The sequence below is a fragment of the uncultured Granulicatella sp. genome (assembly GCF_963528195.1).
Lineage (GTDB): Bacteria > Bacillota > Bacilli > Lactobacillales > Aerococcaceae > Granulicatella.
The window spans coordinates 32392-47029 of the sequence record NZ_CAURVN010000001.1 but is presented as its reverse complement, the minus strand read 5'-3'; the positions used below and the strand labels follow the sequence as shown (position 1 = coordinate 47029).

General features: G+C 33.1%; 15 protein-coding genes. 4 read left to right on the top strand and 11 right to left on the bottom strand.

What is annotated here, in order from left to right:
* Positions 1-51: 51 nt before the first annotated feature.
* Positions 52-993: a nucleoside hydrolase gene (locus RWR88_RS00220; protein WP_314449943.1), complete on the bottom strand. Its 942-nt coding sequence runs from the start codon at positions 991-993 to the stop codon at positions 52-54.
* Between the two features lie 170 nt (positions 994-1163).
* Here RWR88_RS00220 and brnQ point away from each other — a divergent pair, with 170 nt between their 5' ends.
* Positions 1164-2480 (top strand): branched-chain amino acid transport system II carrier protein, encoded by a 1317-nt coding sequence (gene brnQ, locus RWR88_RS00215; protein ID WP_314449940.1) that lies wholly within the window; start codon positions 1164-1166, stop codon positions 2478-2480.
* A 72-nt stretch (positions 2481-2552) separates the two neighbouring features.
* On the opposite strand, the gene RWR88_RS00210 is transcribed toward brnQ, so the two are convergent.
* The 10 genes from RWR88_RS00210 to sdaAB all read right to left on the bottom strand — a co-directional run bounded on the left by RWR88_RS00210 (position 2553) and on the right by sdaAB (position 11163).
* Positions 2553-3074, bottom strand: a complete 522-nt coding sequence (locus RWR88_RS00210; RefSeq protein WP_314257106.1) for a YjbQ family protein — start codon at positions 3072-3074, stop codon at positions 2553-2555.
* Positions 3071-3766, bottom strand: a complete 696-nt coding sequence (locus RWR88_RS00205; RefSeq protein WP_314449938.1) for a triose-phosphate isomerase — start codon at positions 3764-3766, stop codon at positions 3071-3073. Before RWR88_RS00205 ends, RWR88_RS00210 begins: the two co-directional genes overlap by 4 nt.
* A 13-nt stretch (positions 3767-3779) precedes the next feature.
* Entirely contained in the window at positions 3780-4604 is an 825-nt protein-coding gene (locus RWR88_RS00200; RefSeq protein WP_314449936.1) for a class II fructose-bisphosphate aldolase, read from the bottom strand.
* Positions 4605-4607: 3 nt separating this feature from the next.
* The gene (locus RWR88_RS00195) at positions 4608-4892 is read right to left on the bottom strand and encodes a PTS sugar transporter subunit IIB (protein WP_314449935.1); all 285 of its coding nucleotides are present in this window, start codon (positions 4890-4892) and stop codon (positions 4608-4610) included.
* 12 nt (positions 4893-4904) lie between these two features.
* The gene (locus tag RWR88_RS00190) at positions 4905-6230 is read right to left on the bottom strand and encodes a PTS galactitol transporter subunit IIC (protein ID WP_006703145.1); all 1326 of its coding nucleotides are present in this window, start codon (positions 6228-6230) and stop codon (positions 4905-4907) included.
* A gap of 101 nt (positions 6231-6331) precedes the next feature.
* A complete protein-coding gene (locus tag RWR88_RS00185) occupies positions 6332-6796 on the bottom strand; it encodes a PTS sugar transporter subunit IIA (RefSeq protein ID WP_314449933.1) in 465 nt (154 codons plus the stop codon).
* Positions 6786-8738: a PRD domain-containing protein gene (locus tag RWR88_RS00180; RefSeq protein ID WP_314449931.1), complete on the bottom strand. Its 1953-nt coding sequence runs from the start codon at positions 8736-8738 to the stop codon at positions 6786-6788. The genes RWR88_RS00185 and RWR88_RS00180 overlap by 11 nt, the downstream gene beginning before the upstream one ends.
* Before the next feature lie 305 nt (positions 8739-9043).
* Entirely contained in the window at positions 9044-9565 is a 522-nt protein-coding gene (gene msrA, locus RWR88_RS00175) for a peptide-methionine (S)-S-oxide reductase MsrA (protein ID WP_314449929.1), read from the bottom strand.
* A gap of 2 nt (positions 9566-9567) precedes the next feature.
* A complete protein-coding gene (gene sdaAA / locus RWR88_RS00170) occupies positions 9568-10470 on the bottom strand; it encodes an L-serine ammonia-lyase, iron-sulfur-dependent, subunit alpha (RefSeq protein WP_314449928.1) in 903 nt (300 codons plus the stop codon).
* Positions 10471-10491: 21 nt separating this feature from the next.
* The gene (sdaAB, locus tag RWR88_RS00165) at positions 10492-11163 is read right to left on the bottom strand and encodes an L-serine ammonia-lyase, iron-sulfur-dependent subunit beta (RefSeq protein ID WP_314449927.1); all 672 of its coding nucleotides are present in this window, start codon (positions 11161-11163) and stop codon (positions 10492-10494) included.
* A 297-nt stretch (positions 11164-11460) separates the two neighbouring features.
* Here sdaAB and RWR88_RS00160 point away from each other — a divergent pair, with 297 nt between their 5' ends.
* Genes RWR88_RS00160 through nagA form a run of 3 tightly spaced genes read left to right on the top strand, consistent with a single transcriptional unit; the run spans position 11461 to position 14590 of the window.
* On the top strand, positions 11461-12195 hold the full coding sequence (locus RWR88_RS00160) for a GntR family transcriptional regulator (RefSeq protein WP_314449926.1): 735 nt from the start codon (positions 11461-11463) through the stop codon (positions 12193-12195).
* A 22-nt stretch (positions 12196-12217) separates the two neighbouring features.
* Entirely contained in the window at positions 12218-13387 is a 1170-nt protein-coding gene (locus RWR88_RS00155; protein ID WP_314449925.1) for an SIS domain-containing protein, read from the top strand.
* Positions 13388-13429: 42 nt separating this feature from the next.
* Entirely contained in the window at positions 13430-14590 is a 1161-nt protein-coding gene (gene nagA / locus RWR88_RS00150; RefSeq protein ID WP_314449924.1) for an N-acetylglucosamine-6-phosphate deacetylase, read from the top strand.
* The last annotated feature ends 48 nt before the right edge of the window (positions 14591-14638 follow it).

Sequence of the window (14638 nt, the reverse complement as noted above, 5' to 3'; positions counted from 1 at the left end):
AAAGAAAAACTACAAAAAGAATCTCTCCATTTTGTAGTCAATCTAACTTTTTTAATCTTTTCTTGCTAAGCCTGTAATATAATCAAAAAATGCATCACGGTCTACATGATAAACAAGGTCAACTGGACGCCCGTTTTCTACGCGAATCGTTCTACCAGAACTTGCACCACTTGTAATTACATCTGAAGGAACAACTTCTCGTTTCACTAAATCTTCTTTTCCAAAAGAAGCTGTCGTTAATACATCCCATAGGAAATAGGTTGAATTCGTAACATAATGCGTCAATGGAGGAACAATGGCATAACATTGTCCTAAGAAATCAATTCCTTCTACTTTACGTTCTCTCGCCCAACGATCACGTACATCTAACGTTAATGGAACCATACGAGTACTTTCTAAGGCGACTAATTCAATAGGAATCGATGATTCCCAAACACGTTTCGCAGCAAATGGGTCCCAATAAACATTCCATTCAGCTGTTCCATCATGTTCCGGTTCTTCAATATTTCCTTGTTCTAAAAATGTTCCACCCATCCAGTATAATTTTCCAATTTTTTCTTCAATACTGGCATCCAAATCTAATGCTCGAGCTAAATCCGTTAATGGCCCTACAAATAACAAGTCCACTTTATCCGTTGATTCCTTTAAAACATGCACTAAATCCTCATGTGCTTTATAAGGGGAATCTTGTACTAAAATCGGTTTATATTCGTTTAAAATTGGTAACGCATCTACTGTAAATGCATGCATTCTCCACTCTTTTGGAAATGGATGAACTGGACGTGAATTTGAAGAAGCCACACGAATTCTTTGATCTTTTGTAGAACCAAATTTTTGAATAATTTTCTTACTTGCTTCAACTGCAGGTTCTAAATAACAATCTGCTTCAATAACACCTACACCAACTAGTTCAACATCTTCCATTTTTAATAATAAATATAATGAGACTAAATCATCTACTCCACCATCATGGTTTAAATATACTTTACGCAAAAGGACAACCTCCTAACAAATTATTTCCCTAATAACATTGTAATCAATAAAGCTCACAAAATCTACTCGTGAAATTTTAATCAAATATGTCTAGCTTTCAACAAAAAGAAATGGTACACTATTTATAATTATTTTTTAATCTTTTTTTAAGAATATATAGGAGGAAATTTATGTCTCGAAAGAAAATTATTGACATTATTATTTGTGGATTTGCATTGTTTGCCATCTTCTTTGGCGCTGGAAATTTAATCTTCCCCCCTTACTTAGGTGTTATTTCTGGAAATAACTGGGGAATTGCAAATATTGCCTTTTTATTATCAGATCCACTATTACCGATTCTCGGGGTTATTGTTACAGCCCTATTAGGAGGACAAGCAACAGATTTAGGAAAAAGAGTGAGTAAACATTTTTCTATTATTATTGGAGCAATTTCCATTATCTTAATTGGGCCATTATTTGCCGTTCCAAGAACCGGAGCTACTACTCATGAAATTTTTGTACAATCATTTGTACCAAGTGCTCCACAATGGATTACTTCTCTTATCTTTTTCGGATTAACATTATATATTGCAATTCATTCGCACACCGTTATTGATGCAATTGGAAAATATTTAACTCCGATTTTATTATTCATTTTATTACTTGTATTTATTGCTGCTGTAGTTCAGCCAAATGCAAGCTTCCAAACAACAACTTCTGCAGGATTATTTTCTCAAAGCTTCAAAGAAGGCTACCAAACAATGGATGCACTTGGAGCAGCCTTAATGGCAGGAGTTGTTATTTCAGACTTAACTAGACGAGGTTATACAGAGAAAAAAGAACAACATCAAATGATGTTTGGAGTTGGAATTGTATCTTTTATTTTACTAGCATTAGTATACAGCAGTTTAACTTATGCAGGAGCAACTGTCAGTACGGTTTACGATTCAACGATTCAACGCCCTGCATTACTAATCGGATTAATTGAACAATTATTAGGCTCATTTGGTAAAGTCGCTATGGGGATTGCCGTATCATTTGCTTGCTTAACAACATCTGTTGGATTAATTACAACTTGTGGTCATTATTTTTCAACCTTAACAAATGGAAAATTAGAATATAAAAAAATTGTTGTAGTGTCAGTCGTTATTTCATTCCTTCTATCACTTTTAGGGGTGGATGCGTTATTACAATTAGCTGTTCCCGTCCTAAGTGCTATTTATCCAATGGTAATCGCATTAATCTTCTTATCGATTTTTGATCGCTATATTGTTTATAATTGGACTTATACAGGCGCAGTTGTTGGAGCATTCTTCATTGGAGGAATTCAAGCTATTCATTTATTCTCTCAAATGCAAGGTGGTAACTTCCTCTCTGAATTAGCAGCTTGGACAAACACCTTACCATTAAACCAATTCGGATTCGAATGGTTAGTACCCGCTATTATCGGATCAGTAGTCTTTACAGTCATTAGTAAATTCACTGGAATGGGTCATAAGAGAGTTTAAAAAGATTGAATAGAAAAACCCCGAGGGATTTTATTTTTCGAAATCCCTCGGGGTTTGTTGTATATCTATTAATTATTCTCCAATAATCACAACTCGATACTTTCTTGTTCTTTCTCGAGTTTTATCAAAGTCTGCAAAATAAACATAACCTGTTTTTCCTATTGCCAATTTACCATCTACAACAGCTAAGGTTTCACTAGAACCCAAGATTGTGGCTTTTAGATGAGCATCTCCATTCCATAATGCACTTCTATCTCCATTTGGTAACCATTCTTCAGGATTAGGCCAAGATTCAACTTCTTGATAATGTTTTTCACCAGGATAATGATAACTATCCGCACTTAAATGGGGTGGAATAATCTTTTCTAAAATAGTATTTAAATCTAATTGTAAATAATCTACACCATTTTCATCTTTATCATGTGTATCCTCTTCAAAGAAAATAGAACATGTTGTATGTGCTGTGATAACTGTACATATTCCTGATTGAATACCACTTTCAGTAATAGTTTGATGTATAGAATTTGTAATATCAATATATGATACTTGACCTTCTTTTGTATCTACTTTAAATTCTTTTTGAAATACAGTCATTTTTTCTCCTCATTCATTGCTTTGTCAACAGCTTCAATCATTAATTTTAACATTAGTTTCGGATCTTTTGCTTTAACAATTCCACTTGTGCAGCCTGTACCATCTGCACCAAGCTTAATTGTACGATAGACATCATTCTCATTCATAATTCCAGCACCTTGCATCATTAAAATATCTGAATTAACAGATTTCACTTGATGATTAGTTTCTAAAATATATGAATCGTCACTTGTTTGTCCTGTTCCAATCAACTCTGTAGGTTCACATAACATGATTGTTGGATTTAACATTGCCAACATTCGTGCTTCTTTAATAGAATCTGCACACAAAATCGTTATAAGTTCCATTTTTTCAGCTTGATTGATAGAAGCGACTACTTGAGATGTTGTTAATGGATGTTCAGCATGATTTAAAAAAGTAGCTCTTGCTCCAGCATTATAAAGCGAAGCTGGCAAAACTGCTCCCATTCCTCTACCACAATCAATCCCATCTAAGTGTTGAGCTGTCACAATAATATGTTTTGTTTCACTGGATACTTTTGGAATGTCTGCATATGGACACGTTACAAAAATACTAATTTCTGGATACTGTTCAGCTAATTGATCAGCTTCTTTGGCTAATTCTAATAATTCATCTCCAAATAAATATGATTTCGGATTAAAAATGAAAAATTTATCTTTAATAGTTCCCATTTATTTTCTCCTTCTATCTAGTCTCAAACACATGATAATAATGTTTTAAAGTAGCTTTCATACCTTCTCTTGAAACTTTTAATACATCAATATAGTTTGTAAATGACTTTTCAGAAACCGATTTTGCACCAGCATCCATAAAATCACTATAAATATTAATTTTTGAAATTCCTTCTCGTGCACAACGGTTCAAATTATCATCTCCTGAACCTGATCCGCCATGTAAAACTAATGGAATATTTAATATATTGTGTAACTCAGATAATCGTTGGAAATTAATTTTTGGAATACCTTTATACAAGCCATGAGAAGTCCCTATTGAAACTGCTAAAGAATCAACATTAGTTTCTTGAACAAATTTTTCAGCATCTTCTACATTTGTATAAATAGACTTTATTTCGTCTTTCGATACATCTCCATTTGCTCCAACAAAACCAATTTCTGCTTCAACATCAACTCCAAATTCATGGGCAACTTCAACAACCTCTTTTGTTTTTCTAACATTTTCTTCAAAAGAATCTAAAGATGCATCAATCATTACGGAATTAAATCCTAATTGAATTGCTTTTTTTATAAATACTAAATCTTGTCCATGATCTAGATGTAACACAACTGGAGTTTTTGCTTTTTCCTGAAAATATTTTCCAATACTAGCAGCCTCTTCTAAACTTAAATAAGGAGAATGTACTTGTGCAAAAGCTAAAATTAGTGGAAGATTCAATTCTTCGCTCATTTCTACATACGCTTTGGCAGAATTCCAATCAATAAAGTTTGTTGCTGGAATTGCAAAATTACCTTGTTTTGCTTTCCCTAATACATCTCTCATATATGCTTTCATTTACTAAGCCTCCAACGCTGCTTTCAATTCAGTCCATAAAGCATCAATTCCCATACCTGTCAATAAAGGTAATCCCATAATCACTTTATCTTTAATTGAATCAGGTACAACTGTTGTAGAAATTACAATATCATATTCATCAATACGATTAACTTCTTCTGAAACTTTGGATTGAAAAACTTGAACTTTATCTGAATAATTATTATCAGATAACCATTGTTTTACTTTTCCAGCAACAACTGTTGATGTTGCAATTCCAGAACCACACATAATTAATAATTTTTTCATAATCTTATTCTCCTATTTCTCTGCACGAACTTTATTTACATAATATAATCCTGCTAATGAAGCTACTAGAACTACTGACAGAATTACCCAAGGTGCAGTTTTTCCTGCAAACACAAACAACCATGTTGGCCATAATCCACCTTCTGCTAAAGCGGTAATACTTGTATTTCCACCTAAATCAAAGTTTGCTGCTTGTGCTGCTTTTGTAACTAATGGAGCTACCCATGAAGTAATGTAGAAAATACTTGCAATATAAATTGTTCCACCAACAACTGTACGAACAATATTTCCTCTAAATACAGCTGCCATTAAACATACTACAAATGGAATTGTAGCTAAATCACCAAATGGTAATGTTTGGTTTCCTGGTAAAATTACTGCTAATAAGATTGTAATTGGAACTAAAATTAATGAACTTGATAATACTGCTGGATGTCCAACTGATAAAGCAGAGTCCATACCAATATTTACTTCACGACCAGGGAATCGTTTTTGAACAAATTCGTTTGCAGCCTCAGAAATTGGAGTAAGACCTTCCATTAAAAGTGATACCATACGAGGCATAATTACCATAACAGCTGACATCTTAACACCTAATTGTAAAACTCCTTTTGGATCATAACCTGCTAATAATCCCATGACAATACCAATTACAAGACCTAATACTGTACTTTCACCAAAAATACCAAATTTCTTTTGAATACTTTCTGGATTTGCTTCAATTTTATTAAATCCAGGAATTCTATCAAACACCCAATTTAGTGGAATAGCTACTAAAAATCCAGGTGCTGATGTTCCATGTGGGAATGTAATATTAGGGAATCCATAGAATTTTTTAATAGCTGGAGCAATAATATCTGCTAATAAATAAATCATTACTAAATATACAATTGTTGCATATAATCCTAATGTAAAATCTTGAGTAAGTGCATATACTAAAGATGCTACAAAAGCTGCATGCCAGAAATTCCACATATCTACCATTAATGTTTTTGTTAATCCTAAGAATAGTAATAAAACATTAATTCCGATACCAATTGGAATAGCTAAACTTCCTAATAATGTTCCATAAGAAATTGCTGCTGCTGCAGGCCAACCAACGTCAATTGTTGTTAAATGTAATCCAAATCTTTCAACCATTGCTTGAGCTGCAGGTCCTAAGCTACCTCCTAATAAATCAACTACCATATTCAATCCAACAAAACCAACCCCAACAATTACACCTGATACAAATGCTTTTTTAGGTTTAGTTCCTAAAATCATACCAAAAATAAATATTAAAATTGGTAATACTACTATTGCGCCTAAATCGATAAATTTTTGAAATAATGCCAACATAATCTTTTCCTCCTAATAATTAAAATATTCAGATTAAACAGTCTGATTCTGTTTGTTTAGTAAATTTTCCTCCTTTCTTTTTTACTAAACTTATTCCTTTATTATTTTATATTTTTGACTGCTAACAAATCTTTTACTTCTTTGGATGTTGTATGTTCATCCATATTCATTAATCTCTCCATAATTTCTTTATCCTGAAGAATTTCTATTAATTGTTGTAAAATCGATAATTGACTATGAGCCTCTTTCAAAGCAAGCATAAAAATTACCTTTACAGAAACTTCCACATCATTTGTCCCCATTTGATAAAATGAAACTGGATTTTCTAACGTCATTACTGCTATTTGTTCCTTATTAACATGTTCTACATCTGTATGTGGAATAGCAATTCCATATTTTTCAAACTGTAGTCCTGTTGGAAATACTTTTTCTCTATTTAAAATAGCTTCCTTATACGATTCTTTTACAATCCCTTTTTCAATCAGTTTATCTGACAAATAAGTCAATGCTTCTTCTTTAGAACTAATGTTTTTAACATTAATTTCAAAAATTTCTTTATCTAGCATTTTGACTCACCTCCTCAAGTATTTTACTTTTAATTTTTTCTCCATCTGACATCAACATTAATTCCGACATCAAGTTTTGATTCTCTATTACAGAATATAAGGCTATTAGACTATCTTTAAACACTGAAATATCCTGTTCTGCAATTGCTATTAATAACACTAAACTGACTAAATTTTTTCCCCATTCAATAGGTTTATCTAAACTCATTAAAATCAGTTCAGATTGCTTAACAACTTTAGGATCACAGTGTGGTAAAGCTATCCCTGTATAAACACTTGTACTTCCTAACAACTCTCTTTGAATGATAGATTCTCTAAATTCTTTAGTTTGATTTCCAACATTGCATTCGAGTATTAGTCTCTCTATACATTCCTGTTTATTTTTTACATTTACCTTAATTAAATTTGGTTCTTTTAATAAAGTATTCAAAGACGCTACATTAAATTCTCTTCCATTTAAAGATGTTTTCATCATCCTATAATTATCTGTACTTTGTTCAGAATAAAACTGTTGAATCATTCTTAACTCTTCTTTTGTAATAATAGGACTAACTTCTATAACAGGTATATTTAGTTCTGGCAGTCCAATAGTAGAAATTACTAAATCAATATTTTTTAAATCATAGAAATCTAGCTCTCTTAAACTAATAGTTGTTAGTTTTTCCTCACTAGAAAAAATTCTACGTAACTTATTCATGATTAATTCAGAAGTTGCAATTCCATTTTGGCAAACCACGACAATATTCAATGGTTTTATTATTTTTTCAATAGCAACCTGAAAATGAATAACAATAAAAGCTAACTCTTCATTCGGTATACTTAGTTCGTAATACTGAGATAACGTTCTTATAGACAACCAAATGACATTAAATAGACTAGAATATTGTTTTTTTATTTCTTCCAATGCAGGGTTAGAAATATAATTTTGATTGCGTAATCTGATAATCATCTTTGAAATATGAGTACTAAGCATCATCTGTAAATGCTCGTCTGTTGTAAGATTTAAACTTAATAAATTAGAAACCTTTTGTATCAGTCCTTTTACTTGTTCGTTAACACTTTTCATATAATCAACAGACTGAATATTGAAACCAAAAGCTAGTAAATTATATGCCATTGCTTCAATTTCATAAGGAGAAATCTTTTCAAGAGGGAAATTTAGAATAGTCTCTAGCAATTCCCCAGCAAAGAAATATACTTCTAAATGGTTTACATCATTAACTAAATTACTTAATCTATTAGTTAAATTTTCATTAGCCTCATTTCGCTTTTTAAAAATTAAACAATCTAGTAATAATGAATATAAGTATTCATCTGTAAATTGAAATTGATACTTTTCCGATAGTTTAACAATAGATTTTTGACAATTATTTATATCTTCTTTTGAAAAAAATAATTCCAAATTTTTTAGACGCTCCCTATCATTTGGTATAAATTTCATAATAAATATTTCAAGAGCCTTACGGATATTTCTTTCATTTCCTTTTAGAATTATTTCATCTCTTTTTATTTTTAACTTCACATCAAAGGAAACAAATATACTATTTAATTTATCAATTAGTCTATGAATCGTAGAATCCGTAACAAACATTTCCTCTGAAAATTCATATAGGTCTACTTTTTCATGAGTAACAAATATTTTTCTTACTAACTCTTTTTCACGATATTCAGGAGAAAATGATTCTTTCATTTCTCCATTCAATTTTATTATTTTTGTATGAATCTTTTTGTTTTCCAATTTTGATAATAATTTAATTCCTTTTCTTGGAGTTTTTATTACTTCTGTTTCTATTAAATTGTCCTTCAAAAAATCATTAATCATATCAATATCTTGATAAACGGTTTTAGTCGAAACCTTATATCTATCAGCCAATTGATTAGCAGATAAATACTCTATATTTTTCATTAGGTACTCTAATAATAATACTTGTCTTTTATTCATCCCTTCACCCCTAACTCAAGGTTTCATTGATTTTAATGGTACCGTTTAACTTACTATTAGTATAAAGTAAGTAATCACCATTTTTTAGTCAATGTACTTCCATATTAATGTGGAAGTGTTTCTATTTTTACCCCCTTGACTCTACTTGTCAATAATATTTTTCCCTATAAAATTCGATTTTTTTCAATATATATAAAGATTATTTCCACACTGACACAAAAAACAACCCGCCTACTTCGTAAAAAGTAAAACGGGTTGTCCACATTTCTTATTATTCAATTTTTTAAATAACTTCAACTGAAATCCTATTTCCAACTTTTTTCAATAAACGTATCACGTCCAGACATACCACGGTAACGGTAGTAATGATCTGGATTTTTCTTATAAAAATCTTGGTGATATTCTTCAGCTGGATAAAATGTACTCGCTGGTTCAATTTTTGTAACAATATCTTTTTTAAAGCGTCCACTATCTTGTAAAGCTTTTTTCGAAGCTTCTGCAATTGCTTTTTGTTCTGGAGAGTGATAGAAAATCACTGGTCGATAAGAATCGCCTCTATCTACAAATTGTCCCATCGCATCGGTTGGGTCTGTTTGTTGCCAATAAACTTCCACTAATTGTTCATATGAGAAGATTTCTGGATCAAAAGTAATTTGCACAGCTTCCGTATGTCCTGTTGTTCCTGAACAAACTTCTTTATAAGTAGGATTTTCCTTATGTCCCCCTGTATAACCTGCAATAACAGATTCAATTCCAGGTTGTGTATCAAATGGTTTAATCATACACCAGAAGCATCCTCCTGCAAATGTTGCGACTTCTTTTGCCATCTTTATTCCTCCTCTTTTTCTAACGAAACATCTTGTCCAAAAATTCTCATTTTAATCGCTAATCCTGTTCGAGTACCGGCAGTTCCACCTAGCCCTGTTTCTCTTAATTCACTTGGCATTCTTCTGCCAATTGAGCGCATAGCTTCAATCGTTTCATCTGCTGGAATAACATTCGTAATTCCTGCTAAAGCCATATCTGCAGCAATAAGAGCATTTCCTGCTCCAATCGCATTTCTCTTCACACATGGAATTTCTACTAAGCCTGCAACAGGATCACACACTAATCCTAACAAATTGCCTAATGCAATGGAAAAAGCTTCAGAACATTCTTGTGGCGTTCCTCCAGCAGCTTCAACTGCCGCAGCTGCAGACATTGCACTAGCACTACCAACTTCTGCCTGGCAACCACCCATAGCACCTGAAATCATTGCATTATTTGCCACTACCATTCCAAATGCTGATGCTGTAAATAAAAATCTTACTTGTTGTTCATGAGTTAAATTCATACTATCTGCAATGGAAAATACAACTCCGGGTAATGTGCCACTGGCTCCTGCAGTTGGTGTTGCACACACAAGTCCCATTGCTGCATTCACTTCATTTGTACCTAGTGCATATTGCACTCCCGCTAAAATTTTATCTCCTGATAAAGTTTTTCCTTTTTCGCGATATTTTTTCATTTTTACAGCATCCCCACCCGTTAATCCTGTTGGAGAGAATACACCTTGACCCTGTACACTTCTTTCTACTGCTTGCTTCATTGTTTGAAGATTTTTTTCCATCTTCGCCCAAATAAATTCTCGACTTTGTTGGGTCATTTCCATTTCTTGTTCAATCATTACTTCAGAAATAGATTTATTTTGATTAGACGCTAAAGTGACTAATTCCTGTATGCTAACAAACATCACGAAATTCCTTTCTTAATTTTATGTAAAGACATAGATTGTTTTTTCCTGTTGAATCGATTGTAATTTTTCTTGTAGAGTTGGTGATAATAATCCGCTCAATTCATAACTAATAAAGCGAGATGAGCCATCCTTTAGTTCTTTTCTTTTACGAATTGGAACATTATATTCCTCTAATAAAGTGCTCACTGTTGAAAGTTCCTCTTTTGGAAGAATTTCTAAAATAATTGGTAATGGTCCCGAAAGGTTTGAAATAAATCCATCCACTTCCACATATTTCACTTCTACAGTTCCCCCACCAATTGAAGTACCAATTAAACGAACTCGTCTTGTCGCAGACATCAGTGTTAAATCAGCTGTATTCGCATGAGCGACTGGACTCGGCTCATCTCTTTCAATAAATTCAATTGAAATACCTTCTTTAGTAGCAATCTCAACCGCTTGTGGCACACGCTCATCATCCGTTTCAAATCCCAGAACTCCACTAATAATCGCAAAGTCTGTTCCATGCCCTTTATGAGTCTGAGCAAACGATTCATAATAAATACATTGAACACTTGTCGGAGTTCCTCCAAATAGTTGTCTTGCACATCTTCCAATAGAAATGGCACCAGCAGTATGAGAACTCGAAGGTCCAATCATAATAGGACCGATAATATCGAAACAACTTTTATAATTGAACACTTTATCCACAGTAATTCCCCTCTCTTTTCGTACCCTTTATTGTACTTTTTTTCTAGGAAGCTCGTCAAGTTTCTCAACACCTTAGTATATTCAAAATAATACGAACAACTAATCGTTTTTTTCTATAACTACTTTTTCTAGAAACCATTTCATTAAAACGTTCTTTATCTTATATTGTTCATTTCTATTAAATCATACCCCCATTATTTTTGAGAGAAATCTTGACTTATGACATTTTTAAAATTAAAATGAGAGTAACTGGTAATGACCAGTAGACGTTACAAATTCTAGAAAGGAGGAAATCAAATGGTAGAAACTGAACAAGTGCCTCTTTATTCCAAACTTAGCTTTGATCTCATTGAATACATTACGACACATGGGCAGGTTCACCAGAAAATGTTGTCGGAAAGAGAAATCTGTAAAGAGTATGGAGTCAGCAGAACAACTGTCCGTACAGCATTAAAAGAATTAGAAACATTAGGTTATATTTACAAACGCCATGGAAAAGGCACTTTTATTTCTAGTCAATGGAAAGAACGTCAAAATTTACTAGAAGGATACAGTTTTACAGAACAAATGAAAGAATTAGGGAGAACACCTTCTACCATCATTACAGCATTTCATTACTATAAAGCTGATAGTTATATTGCTCAGCAATTAGGCATTGAAACGGGGGAATATATTTATCGACTCAAACGGATTCGATTTGCAGATGGTATTCCAATGATGAAAGAAACAACATTCTTACCTGCTAGATTATTTCCTAATCTTACGCAGGAACAATTACAAAATCGTTCCTTATATGAAGTTTTTTTAAATGATTTTCAACAAAAAATCATTTATGCAGATGAAGAATTTTCAGCGAGTATTCTAACTAAAGATGAATCTCCAATCTTGGAAACACCCATGCATGCTGCTTGTTTGCGCTTAAAGAGAACTAGTGTCAACAGTGAAAATCATATTATCGAATTTACATTAAGTGTCGCTAGAAGTGATCAATTCTTTTATAAAGTTCGTTATCATAGAAATACACATAAATAAATCAGAAATGGGAGGTTTTAAAATGTTTCAATTTTCAAAAGAACAACTAGAAGCACTAACAGCGGAAATCACAACTCGTGAAATTCGCCAACAACCAGAATTATGGCAGGAAGCATTTGATTATTACTCAGAAAACTTAGATCGTATTCAGTCATTCTTAGGATCATTACCACATGAACGTTATCGTGTCATTTTCACCGGTGCAGGTACATCTCAATATGTAGGAGATACAATTTTACCTTATTTAAAACGTCATGGTCGTGAAGATCGTTTTGAATTCCAATCAGTAGGAACAACTAATTTAGTGAGTAATCCATTAGATTATTTCAAAGCAGACATTCCTACAATTTTAGTATCTTTTGCACGTAGCGGTAATTCTCCAGAAAGTTTAGCCAGCGTTCAATTAGGACAACAAATTGTCAAAGACTTCTATCAAATTACCATTACTTGTGCTCCTGAAGGAAAATTAGCTCTAGCAGTACCTGGTGATGACCGTAATTTATTATTAATGATGCCTGCTCGTTCAAATGATGCTGGTTTTGCAATGACTGGTAGCTTTACTTGTATGACTTTAACAGCTTTATTAATTTTTGATGAAGGACATTCTATTGAAGAAAAAGCTGCATTTGTAACAGCTATTCGTCAAATGGGAGAAAGTGTTTTAGAACGTGAACATGTATTACAACAATTTGTGGATTTAGATTATAATCGTGTCATTTATCTTGGTTCTGGTCCATTAGCAGGTTTAGCTCGTGAAGTACAATTAAAAATCTTAGAATTAACAGCTGGTAAAATTGCAACGATTTACGATTCATCTATGGGATTCCGTCATGGTCCTAAATCATTCGTTGACTCTCGTTCATTAGCATTTGTATTTGTTTCAAATGATGCTTATACACGTCAATACGACTTAGATATTTTAGAAGAAATGTATGGAGATAGCATTGCACCTCTAGTATGTGCAGTGGGTGTATCTGTAGAAGGTCAATATGAAGGAACTAGCTTTGATTTTGCAGAAGCATTTTCATCAGTTCCAGATGCTTACTTAGCACTTCCATATGCTATTTTTGGACAAACTATTGGATTACTATCTTCTGTTAAAGTAGGTAATAAACCTGATACACCTTCTCCAAGTGGAACCGTAAACCGTGTTGTAAAAGGGGTAACGATTCATCCATTAACGATTCAATAAGTGAATAAATATATTGTAAAAAAGATTAAAAGGAGGGATATTATGACTACGTATATTTATGCAAAACAATTTTATTTTGAACATGTTGTGAAAGGCCCTGGATATTTACCAATTTTAGACTCTGGAGTATTCGGAGAGTTTCAAGAAGAAAAACCAACTGATGGTTCTATTATAGACTACTCTGCCTATAGCATTGCTCCAGGACTTGTCGATACACATATTCATGGATATAAAGGCGCAGATGTAATGGACAATGATGTAGAAGGCTTAAAAACTATTTCTGCTGGTTTGCCTAGTTGTGGGGTTACTTCCTACTTACCAACTACTTTAACAGCGTCTAGAGAATTATTAAATGATGTTTGCCAAACTATCGGAGATAATGCAACGTCTATTTCAGGAGCTAAAATTAGAGGGATTTTCTTAGAAGGTCCTTTCTTCAGCGAAGTTCATAAAGGAGCTCAAAATCCTAAATACATGGGAGATCCAAAAACTGAAATTTTGGATGAATGGCAACAAAAAGCAAATGGTTGGGTGAAAAAAATTGCGATTGCTCCGGAACGTGATGGAGCCGTTGACTTTATCAAACATGCCGTAAAAGAAGATATCTATGTTGCTTTAGCTCATACAGATGCGACATATGAAGACTGTAAAAATGCAGTAGAAGCTGGAGCAAATATCTTCGTTCATACTTATAACGGTATGCGTGGACTTCATCATCGTGAACCTGGTGTTGTTGGTGCAGCACTCACTCTTCCAAATGAATTTGACGTATTCGATGAATTAATTTGTGATGGTCACCATGTTCATCCTGTAGCAGCTAACATTGTGATGAATTGTTGCGGCCGTCATCGTACAGCTTTAATTACAGACTGTATGCGTGCTGGTGGATTAGGAGAATGTGAATCTACATTAGGAGAATTTGACGTTATTGTTAAAGATGGTACAGCTCGATTGAAACATAATGGCAGCCTTGCTGGTAGTATTTTAGAACTTATCCAAGGAGTTCAAAATGTTGTCAAATGGGGAATTGCAACTCCTCATGAAGCTTTATTAATGGCAAGTCTAGTTCCTGCAAAATCTGTAGGAATTGACGATGTTTGCGGGCATCTAGAACCAGGATATGCAGCTGATTTTATCGTGCTAGATGATGACTTACAATTACAAGCCACTTATTTAGACGGTAAAGCTTACTTTGAAAAATAAAAAAGGTTAGACAGAGAAAATGAGGCGTGAGAAAACCTTAGAATAATA